The organism is Hyalangium minutum (genome assembly GCF_000737315.1).
Classification (GTDB): Bacteria; Myxococcota; Myxococcia; order Myxococcales; family Myxococcaceae; genus Hyalangium; species Hyalangium minutum.
Genome location: NZ_JMCB01000023.1, coordinates 23,588 through 44,733, shown reverse-complemented (window position 1 = coordinate 44,733; position 21,146 = coordinate 23,588). Strand labels below are relative to the sequence as shown.

Genomic DNA, 21,146 nt, shown 5'->3' with positions numbered 1-21,146 from the left:
CGGAATGGCATGTCACCTGCTAGGCCCTGAGCGCACGCATTTGTCTCAACGGTGAAGCGCCAGGAGGTCGGTATGGGTGTGGGGGAGCAGGGCCAACAGCGGGACGTCCTGGCGTTCTACGCGCTGACTGCCTTTGCGGTGGTCGTGTACACGGCGCCAGGTGAGTGGATCCCGGTGTTCGATCCGCTGCGGCTCGCGCTGGTGACTTCGGCGCTGGCGGCGGGGCTCATGGCGTTGAGGCGGCTGGGCAAGGCGGAGCCGCTCTTCTTCGACGGCGTGCGAGGCGTGGCGCTGCTGATCTTCTCCGGGCTGGCGTTCGCGTCGGTGACGTGGTCGGTGAATCCGGACGTGACGCGCTCCACGAGTCTGGAGCTGATCAAGCTCACGGCCATCTATCTGACGATCATCAACGTCGTCACCTCGGGCAAACGGCTGGCGGTGCTGTGCGGTGCGGTGGTGCTCGCCTCCATCGTGACGTCGATTGGCGTCATCGACTGGTACAACACGGGCGTGGATCTGGTGGAGGGCTACCGGGCCCGGTGGGTGGGCGTGTACGCGGACCCGAACCACATGGCCATGAACGTGGGGCTCGTGGTCCCGCTGGCGGTGGCCTTCCTGGCGCGCAAGGAGTCCGGCTGGGTGCTGCGCGCGCTGTGCGGTGTGGCGGCGGGCCTGGCGGTGGTGGCCATCGTGCTGAGCCACTCGCGCGGTGGCTTCATCGGCCTGTCGGTGGCCATGGCGGTGTGGGCCTTCCGCGAGAAGCGGCGCATGCAGGCCATCGTGGTGGGCGCCCTGCTGGTGGTGGGGTTGGTGGTGTTCGCGCCCCAGAGCTTCTGGCAGCGCAACGAGACGGTGACGGAGTTCCACCAGGACGCCTCGGCCATGGGCCGTGTCTACGCGTGGCAGGTGGCCTCGCGCATCAGCCTGGACCGTCCGCTGCTGGGTGTGGGTGTGGGCGCGTTCCGCTACGCGTGGCCCTTCTACGCGCCGCCGGAGGCCACGCACGCGTACGTGGCCCACAACGTCTTCCTGGATGTGATTGGCGAGATGGGCTTCGTCGGCCTGCTCTGCTTCCTGGTGTTCGCGGGAGGTGCCACGGGCGGCGCCTTCGCGAGCTCCAAGGACAGCCAGATGGGGTGGCTGGGGCGGGCCCTGTCGGCGTCCATGGCGGGTTATCTCGTGTGCGATCTCTTCTCGGGCTACATCCTGTCTGCGCACCTCTACGTGCTGTTCGGCATGGCAGCGAGTGCGCACCGGATTGCGATGGCCCGTGCGGAGGCCGCGGCGAAGGTGGTGCAACGGGTGCCGGCGGCGGGCAGGGGCTCGTCGGCGGCCTGGGAGGGGTCTGGGCATGCGGCGTGAGGCGGAGGCAATGGGCGAGGCGCCCATTCGCCTGGTGGAGTTCACCCGGTCGTTTCACATTGGCGGCACCGAGGTGCAGGTGCTGGAGCTGTTGAGAGGGCTGCCGAGCAGCTACCAGCTGCAGGTGTCCGTGCTGGAGGACGCAGGGCCTCTGTCGGATACGCTCCGGGGGCTGGGCTACACCCCCGAGGAGTTCCCACTCACCGGCTCGCTGATGCGGCCCAACACGGGCTGGCAGATCCTCCGGATGGCGCGCTGGTTCCGGCAGAACCGGGTGGAGCTGGTGCACGTGCACGACTTCTACTCGACGATGCTGGTGGTGCCCGCGGCGAAGCTGGCCGGGGTGAAGGTCATCGTCGGCCGCCTGGATCTGGCGCACTGGTTGGGGCCTGTCCGCCACGCAGCGCTCGCGGAGCTCACCGCCATGGCCGACCACGTGGTGGCCAATGCGGAGGCCATCCGGCGCATGGTGGTAGAGCAGGAGGGCCTGCCGGCCTCGCGCGTGAGCGTCATCCACAACGGGCTGGATCTGCCGCGCTTTGACGCTCGGGCCCGCGAGGGGCTCCACGCGCCGCTGCCGGACACGAACGGCGCGCCGGTGGTGGCGCACGTGGCGAACATGAACCACCCAGTGAAGCGCCAGGAGGACGTGATGCAGGCCATCGCCCAGCTGCGGGACGAGGGCCTGGAACTGCACGCGTACCTGGTGGGTGACGGCCCGCGCCGCCCCGAGCTGGAGGCCAAGGCGGCGGAGCTGGGCGTGGCGGATCGCATCCACTTCGTGGGCCGCCGCCAGGACGTGCCGGCCATCTACGCTCGGGCGAACCTGGGCGTGCTCGCCTCCACGGCCGAGGGCATGTCCAACGCGGTGATGGAGGGCATGGCCGCGGGGCTGCCCATGGTGGTGACGGCAGTGGGCGGCAACCCGGATCTCATCGTCGACGGCGAGCGCGGCCGGCTGGTGCAGTCCGAGCACCCCGAGCAGCTCGCGGAGGCCTTCCGCTTCATGATCGAGAACCCCGAGAAGGCCCAGGCCATGGGCGCGGCCGCTCGAGAGTTCGTGAGGCGCGAGCTCTCCTTGGAGCGCCTTGTGGAGCGTCATGACGCGCTGTACCGGAGCGTGGCGAGGCCCTCGATGTAACGGGGACCAAAGAAAAGCTTGATTTGATGGTTTGACGGGAATATCTTAGTATCCGAGTCCAGGGCATGAGACGGAGCTGTAACTTGAGCTCCCTTCTCACAGCGGTAGACCTAGGACTGAAAATCTTGGGATCGGCACAATGAGGCCGAGACCCAGGGCGCTCGCCGGTCAAACTCCAAGGGGCCGGCGGGCGCCCTTATTTTTTGTGCGGTGACGGCACGGCCTCTGAGCCTCGAGTGCGGTGCCAGTCCCCCCAGCTTCCCGTCAGTGGATCTCATTCTTAGATTCCGCGGCCAGCAGGCTCGGACGAGGGAGCGCATCACATGTGTGGGATTGCGGGCAGGGTCGCTGCGGACGCTCAGGGCCGCAGCGAGGGGCGGTGGGTCCACGCCATGTGCGATCGGATGACGCACCGAGGGCCGGACGGCCGAGGCGTCTGGGAAGGCGGCCGGGTGGCGCTGGGGCACCTGCGGCTCTCCATCATCGATCTGGCGAGTGGGGCTCAACCGCTGGCGGGCTGCACGCCGGACGTCCAGGTGACGTTCAACGGAGAGATCTTCAACTACCTCAGCGTGAAGGCGGAGCTGGAGGCCAAGGGCCACGTCTTCAAGACGCGCTCCGACACCGAGGTGCTGACGCACGGCTGGGAGGAGTGGGGCGAGCGGCTGCCGGAGAAGCTGCGCGGCATGTTCGCCTTCGCCATCTGGGACGCGAAGCGCCAGGTGCTCTTCATGGCCCGGGACCGGCTGGGCAAGAAGCCGATCTATTACACGCGGGTGGGGCGGGATCTGGTGTTCGCCTCCGAGGTGAAGGCGCTGTTCGCCTCGCCGGGGGTGAAGCGGGATCTGGATCGCGCGCAGCTGCCCGCGTTCCTGGCGCTGCGCTACGTGCCGGGGCCTGCCACGCTCTTCAAGGGCATCCAGCGGCTGCAGCCAGGCCACTGCCTGCGGTTCCAGGACGGTGAAGTGACGGTGTGGCCGTTCTGGGATGTGCCGCTGTCGCAGCCGCAGCGGAAGCACGTCAAGGAGAGCGAGGCGCAGGAGGAGTTCCTCCAGCTGTTCGAGGAGTCGGTGCGGATCCGGCTCATGGCGGACGTGCCGGTGGGCGTGTTCCTGTCGGGCGGCCTGGACTCCACGGCGGTGACGTGGGCCATGCGCCAGAACGTGACGGCGCCGCTGAAGAGCTTCTCGGCGGGCTACGAGGGCGATCCGAGCAGCGAGCTCCACTACGCGCGGATCGCGGCCGAGGCGCTGAAGACCGAGCACCATGAGGTGATGCTGACGCCCGAGGGCTTCAGCGAGTTCATGCCCCGGCTGGCGTGGCACCTGGACGAGCCGATCGCGGATGCGGCGTGCATCCCGCTCTACTACCTGTCCGAGCGGGCTCGGCAGGAGGGCGTGGTGGTGGTGCTCTCGGGCGAGGGCGCGGACGAGCTGCTCGCGGGCTACCCGATCTACGCCAAACAGCTGGTGATGGAGCAGATCCACCGGGTGCCGTTCGCGGGTTATGCGTCGGCGGGGCTGTCCCGGCTCGTCAAGGACGCGAAGGTGCGCAAGTACCTGCAGTGGCTGGGGCGGCCCTTCGAGACGCGCTACCTGGGCGTGTCGCGGGCGTTCTCGGACGAGGCGCTGCTGGAGGAGATGATCCGGGGGCTGCCGGGCCCGCACGCGGTGGATCGGCTCCATCCGCTGCACGAGCGGACGCAGGGGCTGAGCCCGCTGTCGCGGATGCTCTACTCGGACGTGAAGACCTGGCTGCCGGATGATCTGCTGATCAAGGCGGACAAGATGTCGATGGCGGCGTCCATCGAGCTGCGCACGCCGTTCCTCGACCACAAGCTGCTGGAGTTCTGCTGGTCGATGCCGGACCACCTCAAGCTGAAGGGCTGGGTGGGCAAGTACCTGCTGCGGCAGGGCATGGAGGGCAAGCTGCCGCACGAGATCCTCCACCGCCCGAAGCGGGGCTTCCCGGTGCCGACGGGCTCGTGGCTGCGCAACCAGCTCCACGGGCAGTTGCGCGAGGAACTGCTGGCCTCCGATAGCGCGTGCCGGTCGTTGTTCCCGGCGTCCACGGTGGAGCGGCTGCTCGATCAGCACCGCTCGGGCCAGGATCGCACCGAGGAGGTCTTCGCGCTCTGGTGCCTGGAGAACTGGGCGCAGTGCTACCTGGGCACGGAGGCTCCGGTCCAGGCTGCGAGCAAGGCCGCAGTCACGGCGTCGGATGTGTTCGACTCGACGTCGACCCGGACCACGGTGCCGGGGACCGCGCCGGGGGCTCGGAGCTCCTGGAAGGAGTCCACGCCCGCGGGCATGACGGCCGAGGGCGCTCAGCCCGGGGACAGCGTCTTCTGAGAGGGCTTCCGAGCGCCGGCTCCCATGATTTCGGGGGCGGGCGCTTGTCGTGTGGAAGCGGGCGAGTGTGAGCCGTAGAGGGCCTGGAGGTCGGCGGCAATCGTCCGCAGCCGATCTCGCAGGGCCTTGGGGGCGAGCACTTCGACGCCGCGCCCGAGGCCGCAGAGCTGCGAGAGGGCGATGCTCTCTCGCTCGAAGTCGATGGTGACCGTCTTCGTGCCATCTCGTGCGCGGCGGGCCTCGGCGATGCGGGCTTGATCGTTGGGGGGCCGGATGTGCCGGAGGGCCTCTGCTCCGTCGGGTGCTAATCGGAGGGTGACCTCGTACTGCGCGCGGCGCTCCGCGAACTTCGAGCACCACTCCTTCCAGAACGTGGGCAGATCGAAGCGCTCGGGCCGCACGAACGTCTCGGACAGGAGGCGCGCCTCGGCGATGCGAGCGCCCCGGAAGACACTGGGCCCACGCTCGGTCCCAGCGACGAGGTACCAACGCTCGGCCTTGATGACGAGTCCGTACGGGTCCACGACGCGCTTGGAAGGTTTGCCGTCGAAGTCCCGGTAGTCGAGCCGGACGCGGTGGTTCTGCCAGACGGCATCGCGCAGCACGGCGAGGTGAGGAACGGGCTCGCGCTCGGCAAACCAGGAGGACGGGTCAGCGTGGATGCGCTGGCGCGCGTACTCGATGACAGACTGCTGGAGGGACGGGAGCGCAGCCGCGAGCTTCACGAGCCCGCTCCGCAGCGGTGCGGACAGGCCGAGATCCTCAAGAAGGCGCGGGGTGCCGACAGTGGCCAGCGCGTGGACCTCCTCGCGAGTGAGGCCCGTGAGCTGCGTGCGCCAACCCTCCATGAGAGACACTCCACCCGTGGGGCCACGGGTCGCGAGCACCGGCACGCCGGAGGCAGAGAGCGCGTCGAGATCGCGGTAGATGGTGCGCTCGGAGACCTCGAGGCGCTGGGCAAGTTCCCCTGCGGTCCAGCGGGGCCGGGTCTGCAGCAGCATGAGCAGTTGAATGAGTCGATCCGCGCGCATGGTGGCCAGAGGTTACGCGCACAATCCTGACACAAGATGTCAGGAATCGGCAGCTAGGGTGCGGACATGACCGGCGCGGAGGAAGCGCGCACCACCCACGGTCTCGGAGGAGAGCCATGAAGCCACTGGAGGGACGTATCGCCCTGGTCGCGGGAGCCACGCGGGGAGCCGGACGAGGGATCGCGATGATGCTCGGGGAGGCGGGAGCCACGGTGTACTGCACGGGGCGCAGTGTTCGAGGCAAGCCCGCGACCGGCAGCCGACCCGAGACCATCGAGGAGACGGCGGAGCTGGTCGACCAACGAGGCGGCCGAGGGATCGCGGTACGGACGGACCACACGGTCGAGTCCGAGGTGGCGGCGTTGTTCGAGCGGGTGAAGAAGGAGCAGGGCCGGCTCGACGTGCTGGTCAACGACGTCTGGGGAGGCGACGAGCTCACGGAGTTCAGCCTGCCGTTCTGGAAGCTCAATGCCGAGAAGGGGCGGCGGATGCTCGACCAGGCGATCTACTCGCACATCCTCACGAGCCGGTACGCGGTGCCGTTGATGCTCGAGCGGAACCAGGGGCTCATCGTCGAGATCACGGACGGGGACACCTTTGGATACCGCGGGAACCTCTTCTACGATCTCGTGAAGATGTCGGTCATCCGCCTGGCCTTCACCATGGCGTGGGAGCTTCGGCGCCACCCGATCACATCGCTGGCGGTGACGCCGGGCTTTCTGCGCTCGGAGGCGATGCTGGAGGGCTTTGGGGTGACAGAGGCGAACTGGCGGGATGCGGTGGCCAAGGTCCCGCACTTCATCGCCTCGGAGACGCCGTTCTACGTAGGCCGGGCGGTGGCGGCGCTGGCGGCGGATCCGAAGGTGGGTGAGAAGGCCGGGCGCGTCTACAGTTCATGGGAGCTGGCAAAGGAGTACGGCTTCAAGGACGAGGATGGGAGCCAGCCAGACTGGGGCACGTTCTTCCCTCAGGAGTTCGGGCGGCCCTACACCGTGGCAGACAAGGCGGCGTACGAGTCCTGGACAAATGGGCTGATGGAGATTGCCTACCCGGATTGGCCCAAGGAGTGAGGTGGGGCAGGGGAGAGCGTGGCAGAATCAGGGCGTGTTCTGCCCTCACCCAGAGCCGGTTCTCCGGCAGGAAGCCAAGCGAGGTTCCGAAGAGCCTGACAAGAGCGGGGGCGTGAAGCAGGAGGAGCGCCTCGACGACGCCACCGGCGGTGGACGCATCCGCTGCCCGAAGTGTGGTTGGCGCCCTCGCAAGTCGGACCTGTGGGCATGCCGGTGCGGATGTTTGTGGAACACCTTCGACACTGCGGGGCTTTGCCCGGATTGTGGACGGCAGTGGCGCAACACCTGCTGCCTCCGCTGTCACCAGTGGAGCCCTCACGAGGACTGGTACACCGCGAAGCCCTTTGGGCCCAGAGCGCCCGGGTGAACATCGTGCAGGCGCCGAGCGGAGAGCTCAGCTGCGTCGGTGGTCGGCTCCCACGGCCTCGCGGACGGAGCGGAAGCCGTCCCGGGCGAGCAGGGCGCCCAACTCCTGGACGATCCGACGCACCATGTCCGGTCCCTCGTAGATGAACCCGGTATAGGCCTGGACCACCGAGGCGCCCGCTCGCAGCTTCTCGTAGACGTCCTGCGCGGTGAACACGCCGCCCACGCCGATGATGGGCAGTGCTCCTCCACTGCGCTGCCACGCCCGGCGAATCACGGCGTTGGCCGGCTCGCGGACCGGAGCGCCTGAGAGCCCACCGGCCTCCTTCGCCAGAGGGTGCTCGAAGGGACGGGCCACCGTGGTGTTCGTGGCAATCAATCCCGAGAGCCCACACGCCCGCGCCACATCCACCACCTCGTCCACGGCCTCGGGCGTCAGGTCTGGAGCAATCTTCAGGAACAGCGGCTTGCCAGGAGCCACCTTCTCCAGGCGCTCCTTCACCGCGCGCAGCAGGGCTGTGAGCTGCTCGGGTTCCTGCAGCTTGCGCAGGCCTGGCGTGTTGGGCGAGCTCGCGTTGACGACCACGTAGTCCCCGAGGGGCGCCAGTGCGTCCACGCACGCCACATAGTCCTCCACGGCCCGCTCCAGCGGCGTGTCCTTGTTCTTGCCCACGTTCACGCCCAGCGGCGCAGGGCGCCAGGTGAGGGCTCGCAGGTGCGCCGCCGCCACGGCCGCACCGTGGTTGTTGAACCCCATCCGGTTGATCAGGGCTCGGTGCTCCGGCAGCCGGAAGAGGCGAGGGCTCGGGTTGCCCGGCTGGGGACGCGGCGTGACGGTGCCGATCTCGACCGCCGAGAAGCCACACGCGAACAGGCCCTCCACCGCCTCCGCGTCTTTATCGAGCCCCGCGGCCAGCGCGAGCGGATGCTCGAAGCGCAGGCCCGCGATCTCCGTGGCCAGCTCCGGTGTCACGCTCCGGAGCGCTCGGGCGCGCAGCGACTGGCACAGCTCCTGCGACATCCCCAGCTCGCGCAGCCCCCACATGCCCAGGCGATGCGCGCTCTCCGGGGCCAGCTGGAAGAGGAGCGAGCGGAACAGTCGGTACATGGGCCCCTTTTACACGAGGGGCCCGGACCGTCAGCTGGGAATGAACGAGTGCTGCCGTGCCCACGACAGCGTCTGGTCCACCTGCTCGGGCGTCAGGATGCCGTTGCGCTCCACCAGCTCGATCTCCCGGCGCATGTCTGTTTCCAAGAGGTAAGGGCCATCCGTGTTGATGGTGAACTTCACCCGCCGGTCCCAGAACGTCTTGATGATGTGCCGCATCTCGTCCAGGCCCTCGACCGCCTTGGTGTGCAGGTTGGACGTGGGGCACAGCTCCAGCACCACATCGCGCTCCCGCAGCAGCTTCATCGCGGCCTCGTCGTAGGCGGCCCGGATGCCATGGCCAATCCGGTGCGGCTTCAGGCGCTCGACCACGGCCACCACGCCCTCGGCCCCCGTGCCCTTCGTCTCACCGGTGTGCACCGTGCACTTGAGCCCGCCGCGCCGAGCCCGATCGAACAGGTCCTCGTACTGGGCCACGACCTCAGGCCGCAGCTCCAGCGCGTTCTTCTCCGTCCCCGCCAGGTCGATGCCCACCACGCCGCGCGTGCGGTACTTGATCGCCTTCTCCACCAGGATGGCGTTGAGCGGGTGCTCGAACTCGCGCGCCAGGCAGAAGATGAGGCCCGCCTTCACGTCGTACTCCAGCATGGCGCGATCCATGCCGCGCAGCGCCGCGTGGATGATGTGGTCCAGGTCCAGCTCGGAGTTCAGGTTGCGCTTCATCGGGTTGAAGCGCAGCTCGATCTGCGTCACCCGGCTGCTGCGGTACTCCTTGCCGATCACCTCGTACACCGAGCGCTCGATGGCACTCGGGGACGATTGGATCTTCTCCGTCCACGTGTGCATGATCTTCAGGTAGTCCTCGAGGCTTCCCACCTTGCCGGGGCGCGAGGTGATCAGCTCCACGAAGTCGAAGTAGTTTTTGACGGGGAGCTTGAAGCCCTGCTGATGCGCGATGGACCAGAGGATGTGGGGCGCTACGGCGCTGCCAACATGAATGTGCAGATCAATGAGGTCGCGAGCCATGGCGGTATGTATGCACAGTGCCGCCCGGCCGTCCAGCTACCGCCGCAGGAGCACGTACACCGCGCCTGCTCCCCCGTCTTGAGGACGGGCGCTGGAGAACGCCAGCACCATGTTCCCAATGCGCTTCTGGCTCAGCCACCCCTTCAGCCAGTCCTTCAGCACGGGGAGCTGATCCTTGGAGTGCAAACCTCGGCCGTGGATGATCAAGACGCACCGCTTCTTGGCCCGGCGGTTGTCGCTGAGGAAGCGCTCCACGGCGTCCCGGGCCTCTGCCTGCGTCTTGCCATGCAAGTCCAGGCGGCCCTGAATGGAGAAGTCGCCGCGGCGCAGCGCTCGCAGCAGGTTGCGATCCGTGCCGGGGTGAGCGCCCTCGATGAACTCGTCCGAGCCGGTGAACTCGAAATCGCCCTGGCCCGAGACGAGCTCCGACAGTTGCGCGAGCGCCTCGGCGTTCTCGTCGATGATCTCGGGCAGGCGGGGGTTGGGCGCGGGGGCCTCGCCCCTATGGGTGATTTGCTGCACGCCATCCATGGCCGCGTAGAAGAGCGCCGCGTCATCCTCCTCGCGCGCGGGCTTCTTCTTGGCGGGAGGTGGAGGCGGGGCCTTCTTCTGGGAGGGCTCAGGCGGCTTCTTCTGCAGGGGCTTGAGCGCGTCCTTGAAGGGGCTGTTGTGGAACTCGGGTTCCTTCTTCTTGGGCGGGTCGTTGCGGTTGCTCATGTCTCTCCCCGGGTACCGGGTCTCTTGGGTTTAACCGCCCGCTACAGTCCTCGCAGGCGTCGAATCATCTCGTAGGCGTCTTGGATTTCCTGGAAGCGGCGCGTGGCCTGGTCGACCGCTCCAGCGCCCAGGTGGGAGACGCGGTCCGGGTGGTGCGCCGCGGCGAGCTGCCGGTAGGCGCGCTTCACCTCGGCATCCGAGGCCCCCGGGTTGAGGCCGAGCCGCGCGTAGTGCGTATCACCCGTACCCAGGTAGCGGGCGGTGATGGCGCGCCGGTCCTCCTCGGTGAGGCCCAGCCCCTTGACGATCTGGCGCAGGCTCTCCTGCTCGGAGCGCTGGAGGGCTCCGTCCACGAGCCCCAGCTGGTACAGCGTGTCCACCAGGAGCAGGCGATCGCTGGTGGGCAGCTCGTCCCGGCAGGCTGCGATGGACTCGTCCAGGGTGGGGGGCTTCTCGAGGAACTCCTTGAGGTAGATGCGGACGGTGTCCAGCGCCTCGGGGCCATACTTCAGCTCGTTCTGGAAGTACTCCTTCACCACGCGCACCTCTTCGCGCGACACGTTTCCATCCACCCGGGCCACCTCGATGAAGAGGGCGCACAGGTGGCGGGCGAAGTGCTCCTGGGCCTGCGCGTCGAGCTGCTCCCGCGACACCGGGGCCGAGGGGGGCTCGCGCAGGAAGGGGTCGGGCTCGAGCCCCTCGATAGGGTCCACCGGGGGCAGGGCGTGGGCGTTGTCATAGAAGTGGCCCACCACGCCTCCGGCGATCAGGAAGAGCACGATGGCCCAGGGTTCCCGGATCCAGAGACCCAGCATCAACCCCAGCATTGCTCCGAGCACTTTTCCTGGCGCCACGGCTGCCTCACCCCTTCCAGCCCCCAGTTTGACATAGAGTCCGCCGCGCTATGGCTCAGTTGATTGATGGCAAGGCGATTGCGGCGCGGGTCCGGGCGGAGGTCCAGGTGGAGGTGGCGCGCCTCAAGGCGGACCGAGGCCTTATCCCCGGTTTGGCGGTGGTCCGGGTGGGCGAGGATCCCGCCTCGAAGATCTACGTCACCGGGAAGAAGAAGGCGGCCGAGGAGGTGGGCTTCCGCTCCTGGGAGCACCACTTTGACGCGTCCATCTCCCAGGACGAGCTGCTGGCCCAGGTGCGCAGGCTCAATGACGCCTCGGCGGTTCACGGTATCCTCGTCCAGCTACCCCTGCCGAAGCACATCGACGCGGAGCTGATCATCTCCACGGTGAAGCCCGAGAAGGATGTGGACGGCTTCCACCCGATCAGCGCGGGCAACCTGTCGCTCGGGAGGCCAGGGCTGCGGCCGTGCACACCGGCCGGGGTGATGCGGCTGCTGGAGGAGGTGGGCTGCAACCCTTCGGGGAAGCGGGCCGTGGTGGTGGGGCGCAGCAACATCGTGGGCAAGCCCATGGCGCTGATGCTGCTCCAGAAGGACGCCACCGTGACGATCTGCCACCGCAAGAGCGATCTGCCACGCGAGGTGGCTCAGGCGGACATCCTCGTCGTCGCGGTAGGCGTGCCCGAGCTCATTCAGGGCGACTGGATCAAGCCCGGCGCGGTGGTGATCGACGTGGGCATGAACCGCAAGGCGGACGGAAAGCTGGTGGGGGATGTGGCATTCCAGGCCGCGTCCCAGCGGGCCTCGGCCATCACTCCAGTGCCTGGCGGTGTGGGCCCCATGACGATCGCCATGCTAATGCGCAACACCTTGCTGGCCGCCACGGGCGGCGTGTAGCCATCTGGAGCGGGAAGCCCGAGCCTGTCGAGAGAGGAGCGGCGTGCCATGCCGACACGGGAAGAGCGGATCGCAGGAGGGCTCTACGGGCTGTTGATTGGTGACGCGCTGGGCGTCCCGTACGAGTTCCACCCGCCGCAGCAGATTCCCCCGCGGGAGCAGATCGAGTTCGAGCCGCCCGCGGGGTTCCATCGTGCGCACCCGAGTGTTCTTCCCGGCACGTGGTCAGACGATGGGGCGCACGCGCTGTGCCTCCTGGCCTCGCTGCAATACCGGGACATGCTGGACCCCGAGGACCTGGGGCGTCGCCTCTGGAACTGGCTCGAGCTGGGCTACATGGCGGTGGACTTCGAGGTCTTCGACGTCGGCATTCAGACCCGCAGTGCGCTCCAGACCTTCCGAGCGGGGACGCCCGCGCTCCTGTCCGGCCCCAAGGGCGAGCGGGACAATGGGAACGGCTCGCTGATGCGGGTGCTGCCGCTGGCGCTCTGGCACACGGGGACGGATCAGGCGCTCGTGTACGAGGCCATGCGCCAGTCGTTGGTGACCCACGGGCACCTGCGCTCCCAGATCTGCTGCGCGGTGTACTGCCTCTGGGCTCGGCGGACCTTGCAGGGCGCTTCGGATCCGTGGGGAGAGGCGCTGGCCACCTTCCGGCAGCTGTACCCCGAAGGGCTGGAGGCCCGCTCGGAGCTGGAGCTTCAGATCCGCCCGGAGCGGCCAGAGCCAGGGACCGGCTCTGGGTATGTGGTTGATTGCCTGCTCTCCGCCCGAGACTGCGTGCGGTCGGAAGCTTCCTATGAGGGCGTGGTGAAGGCCGCGGTGGCGCTTGGGCGCGACACGGACACCACCGCCGCCGTAGCGGGGGGAATTGCCGGAATTCGCGACGGCGTGAAGGCCCTCCCCGAGCGGTGGCGCACGGCGCTGCGAGGCCAGGAGCTCGTCGAGCCGATGCTCACGGCGCTGATCCAGCGGATCCAGAACACTTGAGCGCCGCGCTTGCTTGGGGAGATGGCAGGCTGAACACAAGGGCTGTCGGAAAGCGGACGGGGTAGCCGGGGGTGGGGAGTCAAAAAAAGGGTGAGTGCTAAGAGTTGGGGTCAATTCTGGACCCTCACGTGAGCGCCTTCTCTATCGCCTCCTCACTTCCCTGGCAGGATCAGGCAGCGGGTGCCGCTCTCGCGGGGCTCGACGCGCTGTGGCATGCCCCGATCGGCATTGGGATCGTGGACACAGAGCTGCGCTATGTCCGCGTGAACAAGGCGCTCTGCGAGATGAACGGCCTGTCGCCCGAGCTCCACCTGGGTCGGAAAATTCATGAGGTGCTCCCAGAGGACTCCGAGGCGACGCAGGCGATCGTCCGCCGGATCGAGCACGTGCTGCTGACGGGCTTTCCGCTGGAGAACGTCGAGATCGAGTGGGAGTCGGCGGGCACACCGCGCGAGCCGCGCTTCTCCCGCACCAGCTACCACCCGGTGCGCCATGGTTCGGTCACGGTGGGGGCCTTTATCTATGTCGAGGATCTCCGGGCCCAGCGGCGCGCGGAGCAGCAGCGCGACGAGCTGCTGGAGCGCGAGCGCCATGCCCGAGGGGAGGCCGAGGCAGCTGCCCAGCGCCTCTTCATCCTCGCCGAGGCTTCTCACGTGTTCGCCGAGGCGAGCGCGGATCTGCGGAGCGTCGTCAACGCCGTGGTCCGCATGGTGGCGACGATCATCGACGGGGCGTGCTCGCTCTCGCTGCTGTCGGACGACGGCCATGACGTGACGCCTGTGGCCGCGTACCACGCGGACTCCGAGGCCCGGAAGGAGTTCGAGAAGCTGGTGGACACGGGGCGGCACCCCGTGGGCGAGGGCCTCTCGGGGATGGTGGTTCGCACGGGCCAGTCGCTGCTGCTGCCCCGCGTCTCCCGAGAGGAGTTGCTGGTAGCGCTCCCCGCCACTCACCGCGCCTATACTGAGCGCTACACCCCTCTCACCATGATGGTGGTTCCGCTTCGGGTGTATGGGCACGTGATCGGTACGCTGCAAGTGCAGCGGGAGGATTCGGGCAAGCCCTTTGGCCCCACGGATCTGGTGTTCCTAGAGGAGCTGGCAGACCGGGCGGGTCTGGCGCTCCAGAACGCGCGGTTGCTGGAGCGTGAAAAGGAGGCGCGGGCCGACGCGGAGACCGAGCGCGCCCGTCTGCACTCCCTGGTGACACAGGCGCCCGCGGCCATCGCCATCATGCGCGGCCCGGATCTGGTGCTCGAGTTCACCAACCCGCTCTACGAGAAGTTCGCGGGCCGCACGGGGCTGGTCGGTAAGACTTTGCAGGAGGCCCTGCCGGAGATGTCGCGCTACTCGCGCTTCGTGGAGGTCGCCTGGCAGGTGATGCGCACCGGCCAGACCTTCGTGGGCCACGAGTACCCGGTGCTCCTGGATCGCCGGGAAGAGGGCAAGCTGGAGGAGGCCTTCCTCAACGTGGTCTACCAGCCGCTCCACGACGGCCAGGGCCGTGTGGACGGGCTGCTCACGCACGCGGTGGACGTGACGGAGTTGGTTTGGGCGCGGCAGCGGGCCGAGGCGCTCGAGAAGCAGGCGCGCCGCCGCGCCGAGTTCGAGGAACAGCTCATCGGCATCGTCAGCCACGACCTTCGCAACCCGGTGAGCGCCATCCTCATGTCCGCGCAGATGCTGCTCAAGCAGGAGGGACTGGCCGAGCGGGCCTTCAAGGGCGCCTCGCGCATCCTCTCCAGCGCGGAGCGCGCCACGCGGCTGATCGCGGATCTGCTGGACTTCACCCAGGCACGCCTGGGCGAGGGCATCCGGATCCAGCGCCGGCGCGCCATCATCCACGAGGTGACTCGGCAGGTGCTGGAGGAGCTCCAGGCCGCATGGCCGGAGCGCGATCTCCAGGTGAGCCAGAGCGGAGACGGGGAAGGGGAGTGGGATCCCGACCGGCTGGCCCAGGTGGTGAGCAACCTCGTCTCCAACGCGCTGCGCTACAGCCCTCCGGGCACGCCCGTGAAGGTGAGCACGCGGGCCGAGCCGCAGACGGTGGTGGTCGAGGTGCACAACCTTGGCCGGCCCATCCCTCCGGAGCTGCTGCCCCACATCTTCGAGGCGATGAAGCGTGGGACCCAGGACGGCCAGAGCTCGGGCCGCAGCGTGGGGCTGGGGCTCTACATCGTCGAGCAGATTGTCCGCGCGCACGGTGGCACGGTGGCTGTCCGGTCCACCGATGCTGACGGCACCACCTTCACCGTGCAGTTGCCCCGAGGCGCCTGAGCGCTCAGGACATGAACCCCTTGCGCACGTCCGGGCGGCTGAGGATGAACATCAGCCAGCACGTGGCGGGAATGCCCACGCACACCGTGGGTGACAGGCAGAAGGACGCGGTGATGGCACCCACCATGGCCAGGCCCCAGCCGCGCAGGTTCAGCGCGCTCAGCGCGCCCCACACGGACAGGATCCCGCAGATGATGGCGGCCACGGCCGGCAGCAGGAAGGACGCCAGCGAGTACTCCTTCAGCGAGGCCGTCATCTCTGGAGAGAGCGTCACCGCTCCCGAGGCGATCAGACCGGCCGACACCAGCGCCAGGACGCAGAAGACGAGGTTCAGCGTCCCCACGCACAGCAGCAGGAAGGCGGGGGCTCGCACCAGTCTCAGCGCCCGGTAGCGCGGATCGTCCTTGGGGAGGTCGAGCCCGGGACCACTCATGAGCGGGCCCTCAGCGCGCTCACGATCATCCGCGTCGCCGGGGACTTGTTGAGCGTGTAGAAGTGGATGCCCGGCACGCCGCGCGCCAGCAGCTCCATGCACTGCACCGTGGCGTGCGCCACCCCGAGCTGTACCAGCGACTCCGGCTGATCCTTGACGCGCTCCAGCTGCAGGCCCAGTCGCATGGGCACCGTGGCCCCGCACAGGCGGGTGAAGCGCTGCACCTGCTCGTAGTTGGTGATGGGCATGATCCCCGGAACGATGGGAACGTTGATGCCCGCCCGGCGGGCCCGCTCCACGAAGTCGAAATAGAAGGCGTTGTCGAAGAAGAGCTGGGTGATCAGGAAGTCCAGCCCCGCGTCCACCTTGGCCTTGAGGTGACGCAGGTCGTCATCGCGAGAGGCCGTCTCCACATGGCCCTCCGGATAGCACGCCCCACCCAGGCAGAAGGTGAAATCCTCTTCTCGGACAAAGTTCACCAACTCCGAGGCGTACCGGAATCCCCCCGGTGTGGGCACGAACTCCTTCTGTCCCTGGGGCGGATCGCCGCGCAGCGGCAAGACGTTCTCGACCTTGGCCTCCTTCAGCTTCTGGAGGACGTCGTGCAGCTCCTCGCGGGTGTGCCCCACGCACGTCAGGTGCGCCATGGCCTCGATGCCCGTGGTCTGCTTGATGCGCGTCACCAGCTCGATCGTCCGGTCCCGCGTGCTGCCGCCCGCCCCGTACGTCACGGAGACGAAGCCGGGCTCCAGCGGCGCCAGATCCTCCAGCGTCCTCAGCAGGTTCGCGGTGCCCTCGTCCGTCTTCGGCGGGAAGAACTCGAAGGAGAAACAGGGGTTGGATGGATTCAACCGATTACGAATCTTCATATCAGCCCCAGTGTAGACCGTTCCCGAATGCCTTGATTGGAAGAGGTGCGCGGCTATAGTCCGCCCGCCTTTTTCCCACCCCCGCAAGAGGAGAGACTCATGGCCCGGCGCACGCCCCTCAACGAGGCCCATCGGAAGTTGGGCGCCCGGATGGTCGACTTCGTGGGCTGGGACATGCCCGTGCAGTACTCCTCTATCATCGAGGAGCACGAGGCCGTCCGCACCGCCGTGGGCCTGTTCGACGTTTCCCACATGGGCGAGGTCGAGTTCCGTGGGCCCGGCGCCCTGGAGACGGCCAACCGGCTCATCTCCAACGATCTCGCCAAGTGCGCGGACGGCCAGGCCGTCTACGCGGGCCTGCTCAACGAGCAGGGGACCTTCGTGGATGACGTGGTGGCCTACCGCTTCTCCCCGGAGCACATCTTCGTCTGCGTCAACTCCTCCAACCGCGAGAAGGACTTCGCGTGGATGAGCGAGCGCGCCCAGGGTGTGAAGCCCGTGGACCGCAGCGACGACTTCGCGCAGATCGCCGTGCAGGGCCCCAAGGCCCCCGGCCTGGTGCAGCGCCTGACGAAGGCGGACCTGTCCAAGGTGGGCACCTACCGCTTCACCGAGGGTGAGGTGGCGGGCGTCAAGTGCATCATCTCCCGCACCGGCTACACCGGCGAGGACGGCTTCGAGCTGTACTGCGCCCCCAACGACGCGGAGAAGCTATGGAACGCGCTGCTGCAGGAAGGGCAGACGGACGGCGTGAAGCCGTGCGGTCTCGGGGCGCGTGACAGCCTGCGCACGGAGATGAAGTACGCGCTCTACGGCAACGACATCGACGACGCCCACACCGCGCTGGAGGCGGGCCTGGGCTGGATCGTCAAGCTCGACAAGCCGGGCGGCTTCATTGGCAAGGAAGCCCTCGAGAAGCAGAAGGCCGCAGGCGTGAAGCGCAAGCTGGTGGGCTTCGAGGTGACGGGCCGCGGTATTCCCCGCCATGGCTACCCCATCCTCAAGAACGGCCAGCGCGTGGGTGAAGTGACGAGCGGCACCATGGGGCCCTCCGTGAAGAAGCCCATTGGCATCGGCTACGTGCCCACCGAGCTGGCGGCCGAGGGCTCCACGTTCGACGTGGAGATCCGCGGCCAGCCCGTGACCGCCCAAGTGGTCAAGACGCCTTTCTGGAAGAAGCCCTGAGTTTCTCCCCCTAGCGCAAGAGGAGTTCCCTATGGCTGACGTGCCTCAGAACCTGAAGTACACCCAGGAGCACGAGTGGATCCGCGTTGACAATGGAGTGGCCGTGGTTGGCATCACCCAGTTCGCGTCGAACCAGCTCGGGGACGTGGTCTTCGTGGATGTGCCCACGGTAGGGAAGACCGTCGAGGCGGGAGACTCCTTTGGCACCGTCGAGTCCGTCAAGGCGGTCTCCGAGCTGTTTGCCCCGGTGAGCGGCAAGGTGGTGGAGGTCAACTCTGAGCTCGAGGTTTCCCCCGAGCTCGTCAACGAGGAGCCGTACGGCGATGGGTGGATCATCAAGCTCCAGCCTTCCTCCCCCAAGGACATCGATGGGCTCCTGAGCCCCGCGGCCTACGCTGACCTCATCAAACAAGAACAAGAGGGATAGGCGGCCAGGCTGCCCCCATGCAATGAAGCGGCGACCTCCGGCTGTTAGGTACGGCCGTGGCTCTCTCTTGCCTTCGAGCGCTGGACCATTATGTCTCTTAACTGGAAATATCAGGAATCCTTCGTTGGCCGGCACATTGGCCCGGATGAGCATGAGCTCAAGGCCATGCTGGCCGTGCTGGGCGTCAGCTCGCTGGAAGAGTTCATCGACCGGACCGTGCCGCAGGCCATCCGCTCCAAGGAGCCGCTGCGGCTGCCGGCGGGCCAGGGCGAGCACGAGGTGCTGGCGCAGCTCGAGGCCATCGCGGCGAAGAACCAGCGATCCAAGAGCTTTATCGGGATGGGGTACTACGACACCCACACTCCGAACGTCATCCTGCGCAACATCTTCCAGAACCCGGGCTGGTACACGCAGTACACGCCGTACCAGGCGGAGATTGCCCAGGGCCGACTGGAGGCGCTGCTCAACTTCCAGACGATGGTGATGGAGCTGACGGGGCTGGAGGTGGCCAACGCCTCGCTGCTGGACGAGGGCACCGCGGCCGCCGAGGCCATGGCCCTGGCCCTGCACGTGAAAGGGGAGGAGGACGGCGCCTTCTTCGTGTCCGAGGCCTGCCACCCGCAGACGATCGACGTGGTGCGCACGCGCGCGGCGCCGCTGGGCATCGAGGTGGTGGTCGGTGACCACCGCACGGTGGATCTGGGCGCGAAGAAGTACTTTGGTGCGCTGGTGCAGTACCCGGCCACGGATGGCGGGGTGTTCGACTACCGCGCGTTCGCGGAGAAGGTGCACGCGGCCGGTGCGCTGCTGGTGATGGCCACGGATCTGCTGGCGCTCACGCTGCTGACGCCTCCGGGCGAGCTGGGCGCGGACGTGGCGGTGGGCAGCGCGCAGCGTTTCGGCGTGCCCATGGGCTACGGCGGTCCGCACGCGGGCTTCTTCGCCACGAAGAACGCGTACACGCGCATGATGCCCGGCCGCCTCATCGGCGTGTCCGAGGACGCTCAGGGCCGCCGCGCGCTGCGCATGGCGCTCCAGACGCGCGAGCAGCACATTCGCCGCGAGAAGGCCACGAGCAACATCTGCACCGCGCAGGTGCTGTTGGCCGTCATCGCCGGCATGTACGCCGTGTACCACGGGCCCCAGGGACTCAAGGCGATCGCGGAGCGGGTGCACGGGCTCACGGCGCTGCTGGCCCAGGGGCTCACGCGGTTGGGCTTCAAGCCTCGCCACGATCAGTACTTCGACACCCTGAGCGTGGAGCTGAGCTCGGCCCAGGTGCGGACGGTGCTGTCGGCGGCCGAGTCCAAGGGGATGAACTTCCGTCGCATCGACGAGCGCTCTATCGGCGTGTCGTTGGATGAGACGACGCGCGCGGCCGACGTGGAGGCCATCCTCGGCGCGTTCTCGGCGGGCAAGACGCTGGGCGCCACGCTGGACGAGCTGGGTGCGAACCTGGAGAGCCCGCTGGAGGCGGGGCTGCGCCGCCAGAGCGCGTACCTGACGCACCCGGTCTTCAACAGCTACCACTCCGAGACGGAGATGCTGCGCTACATCCGGCGGCTCGAGTCGCGCGACCTGTCGCTCACGCACTCGATGATCCCGCTGGGCTCGTGCACGATGAAGCTCAACGCCACCGCGGAGATGATCCCGGTGACGTGGCCGGCGTTCGGCGGGCTGCACCCGTTCGCGCCGCCCTCGCAGGCCGCGGGCTACAAGGTCATCTTCGAGCAGCTGGAGAGCATGCTGTCCGAGGTGACGGGGTTCGCGGGCTGCTCGCTGCAGCCCAACGCGGGCAGCCAGGGCGAGTACGCGGGCCTGCTCGTGATTCGCGCGTACCACCAGAGCCGTGGCCAGGGGCACCGGGACGTGTGCCTTATTCCGCAGTCGGCGCACGGGACGAACCCGGCGTCGGCGGTGATGGCGGGCTACCGCGTGGTCGTCACCAAGTGCGATGAGCAGGGCAACATCGACATCCCGGACCTGCGCGCCAAGGCGGAGGAGCACAAGGAGCGGCTCGCGGCGCTGATGGTGACCTACCCGTCCACGCACGGCGTGTTCGAGGAGGGCATCAAGGAGATCACCTCGCTCATCCACGAGCGCGGCGGCCAGGTGTACATGGACGGCGCGAACCTGAACGCGCAGGTGGGGTTGATGAAGCCGGGGCAGCTCGGCGCGGACGTGTGCCACATCAACCTGCACAAGACGTTCTGCATCCCGCATGGCGGTGGCGGTCCAGGCATGGGCCCCATCTGCGTGGCGCCGCACCTGGTGAAGTTCCTTCCGGGTCACCCGGTGATTGGCCTGGGCGGCACGGACCGGGTTGGTGCGATCTCGGCGGCGCCGTGGGGCAGCGCGAGCATCCTGCTCATCTCGTGGACGTACATTCAGATGATGGGCGGTGAGGGCCTCACGCGCGCGACGAAGATGGCGATCCTGAATGCCAACTACATCGCCAAGCGGCTCGATCCGCACTATCCGGTGCTGTACCGGGGCAAGCAGGGTGGGGTGGCTCACGAGTGCATCGTGGACCTGCGCCACCTGAAGAAGACGGCGGGCGTGGAGGTGGAGGACGTGGCCAAGCGGCTGATGGACTACGGCTTCCACGCGCCCACGGTGTCGTTCCCGGTCGCGGGCACCCTGATGATCGAGCCCACGGAGAGCGAGTCCAAGGCGGAGCTGGACCGTTTCTGCGACGCGATGATCGCCATCCGCGAGGAGATCCGCGAGATCGAGGAGGGCAAGGCGCCCAAGGACAACAACGTCCTGAAGAACGCGCCGCACACGGCCCGCGTCATCACGGCGCCCGAGTGGAACCGGCCCTACTCGCGCGAGAAGGCGGCCTTCCCGACGAAGTGGGTGCACGAGGGCAAGTTCTGGCCCGCGGTGGGGCGCCTGAACAACGTGCTGGGCGATCGCAAGCTGGTGTGCTCGTGCCCGCCGATTGAGGAGTACATGGAGCCGGTGCCGCCGAAGGCGGCGTAGCCGTGCCTGTTCTCTCGTGAAGCACCGAGGCCGTCTCTTCCGCGAGGGAGAGGCGGCCT

The 21,146-nt window shown here is 67.8% G+C and carries 17 protein-coding genes; 10 read left to right on the top strand and 7 right to left on the bottom strand.

Annotated elements, in window-relative coordinates:
* Positions 1–72 precede the first annotated feature (72 nt).
* The 3 genes from DB31_RS38780 (at position 73) to asnB (ending at position 4,854) form a co-directional block, all read left to right on the top strand.
* Positions 73–1,362: an O-antigen ligase family protein gene (locus tag DB31_RS38780; protein ID WP_044197779.1), complete on the top strand. Its 1,290-nt coding sequence runs from the start codon at positions 73–75 to the stop codon at positions 1,360–1,362.
* The gene (locus DB31_RS38775; RefSeq protein WP_044197778.1) at positions 1,352–2,503 is read left to right on the top strand and encodes a glycosyltransferase; all 1,152 of its coding nucleotides are present in this window, start codon (positions 1,352–1,354) and stop codon (positions 2,501–2,503) included. The genes DB31_RS38780 and DB31_RS38775 overlap by 11 nt, the downstream gene beginning before the upstream one ends.
* A 323-nt stretch (positions 2,504–2,826) precedes the next feature.
* The gene (asnB, locus tag DB31_RS38770) at positions 2,827–4,854 is read left to right on the top strand and encodes an asparagine synthase (glutamine-hydrolyzing) (protein ID WP_075306441.1); all 2,028 of its coding nucleotides are present in this window, start codon (positions 2,827–2,829) and stop codon (positions 4,852–4,854) included.
* Here the strand turns inward: asnB and DB31_RS38765 are convergent.
* On the bottom strand, positions 4,830–5,885 hold the full coding sequence (locus DB31_RS38765; RefSeq protein ID WP_044197776.1) for a helix-turn-helix transcriptional regulator: 1,056 nt from the start codon (positions 5,883–5,885) through the stop codon (positions 4,830–4,832). The two genes, asnB and DB31_RS38765, sit on opposite strands and share 25 nt — an antisense overlap.
* A 116-nt stretch (positions 5,886–6,001) precedes the next feature.
* On the opposite strand from DB31_RS38765, the gene DB31_RS38760 reads away from it, so the two are divergent.
* On the top strand, positions 6,002–6,955 hold the full coding sequence (locus tag DB31_RS38760) for an SDR family oxidoreductase (protein ID WP_044197774.1): 954 nt from the start codon (positions 6,002–6,004) through the stop codon (positions 6,953–6,955).
* Positions 6,956–7,349: 394 nt separating this feature from the next.
* On the opposite strand, the gene DB31_RS38755 is transcribed toward DB31_RS38760, so the two are convergent.
* Genes DB31_RS38755 through DB31_RS38740 form a run of 4 tightly spaced genes read right to left on the bottom strand, consistent with a single transcriptional unit; the run spans position 7,350 to position 11,026 of the window.
* Positions 7,350–8,429, bottom strand: a complete 1,080-nt coding sequence (locus DB31_RS38755; RefSeq protein WP_044197771.1) for a quinone-dependent dihydroorotate dehydrogenase — start codon at positions 8,427–8,429, stop codon at positions 7,350–7,352.
* Positions 8,430–8,459: 30 nt separating this feature from the next.
* Entirely contained in the window at positions 8,460–9,455 is a 996-nt protein-coding gene (locus tag DB31_RS38750) for an amidohydrolase family protein (RefSeq protein WP_044197769.1), read from the bottom strand.
* 36 nt (positions 9,456–9,491) lie between these two features.
* Positions 9,492–10,172 (bottom strand): Smr/MutS family protein, encoded by a 681-nt coding sequence (locus tag DB31_RS38745; protein WP_044197766.1) that lies wholly within the window; start codon positions 10,170–10,172, stop codon positions 9,492–9,494.
* A 41-nt stretch (positions 10,173–10,213) separates the two neighbouring features.
* Positions 10,214–11,026, bottom strand: coding sequence for a TerB family tellurite resistance protein (locus DB31_RS38740; RefSeq protein ID WP_157232380.1), 813 nt, complete (start codon positions 11,024–11,026; stop codon positions 10,214–10,216).
* Between the two features lie 50 nt (positions 11,027–11,076).
* Between DB31_RS38740 and folD the strand changes: the two genes are divergently transcribed.
* From folD to DB31_RS45650, 3 genes are all read left to right on the top strand, one after another.
* Positions 11,077–11,922 (top strand): bifunctional methylenetetrahydrofolate dehydrogenase/methenyltetrahydrofolate cyclohydrolase FolD, encoded by an 846-nt coding sequence (folD, locus tag DB31_RS38735; RefSeq protein ID WP_044197763.1) that lies wholly within the window; start codon positions 11,077–11,079, stop codon positions 11,920–11,922.
* Positions 11,923–11,970: 48 nt separating this feature from the next.
* Positions 11,971–12,912, top strand: a complete 942-nt coding sequence (locus DB31_RS38730) for an ADP-ribosylglycohydrolase family protein (protein ID WP_044197761.1) — start codon at positions 11,971–11,973, stop codon at positions 12,910–12,912.
* Between the two features lie 128 nt (positions 12,913–13,040).
* A complete protein-coding gene (locus DB31_RS45650) occupies positions 13,041–15,188 on the top strand; it encodes a PAS domain-containing sensor histidine kinase (protein WP_052420589.1) in 2,148 nt (715 codons plus the stop codon).
* Between the two features lie 4 nt (positions 15,189–15,192).
* On the opposite strand, the gene DB31_RS38720 is transcribed toward DB31_RS45650, so the two are convergent.
* Positions 15,193–15,621, bottom strand: a complete 429-nt coding sequence (locus DB31_RS38720; protein WP_044197759.1) for a hypothetical protein — start codon at positions 15,619–15,621, stop codon at positions 15,193–15,195.
* Complete coding sequence (gene metF / locus DB31_RS38715; RefSeq protein ID WP_044197757.1) at positions 15,618–16,490, bottom strand: methylenetetrahydrofolate reductase [NAD(P)H]; 873 nt, start codon at positions 16,488–16,490, stop codon at positions 15,618–15,620. Before metF ends, DB31_RS38720 begins: the two co-directional genes overlap by 4 nt.
* Positions 16,491–16,589: 99 nt before the next feature.
* Here metF and gcvT point away from each other — a divergent pair, with 99 nt between their 5' ends.
* The 3 genes from gcvT to gcvP all read left to right on the top strand — a co-directional run bounded on the left by gcvT (position 16,590) and on the right by gcvP (position 21,087).
* Entirely contained in the window at positions 16,590–17,675 is a 1,086-nt protein-coding gene (gcvT, locus tag DB31_RS38710) for a glycine cleavage system aminomethyltransferase GcvT (RefSeq protein WP_044197755.1), read from the top strand.
* A gap of 31 nt (positions 17,676–17,706) precedes the next feature.
* Complete coding sequence (gene gcvH, locus DB31_RS38705; RefSeq protein WP_044197753.1) at positions 17,707–18,102, top strand: glycine cleavage system protein GcvH; 396 nt, start codon at positions 17,707–17,709, stop codon at positions 18,100–18,102.
* Positions 18,103–18,192: 90 nt separating this feature from the next.
* On the top strand, positions 18,193–21,087 hold the full coding sequence (gcvP, locus tag DB31_RS38700) for an aminomethyl-transferring glycine dehydrogenase (protein WP_044197751.1): 2,895 nt from the start codon (positions 18,193–18,195) through the stop codon (positions 21,085–21,087).
* Positions 21,088–21,146: the final 59 nt, after the last annotated feature.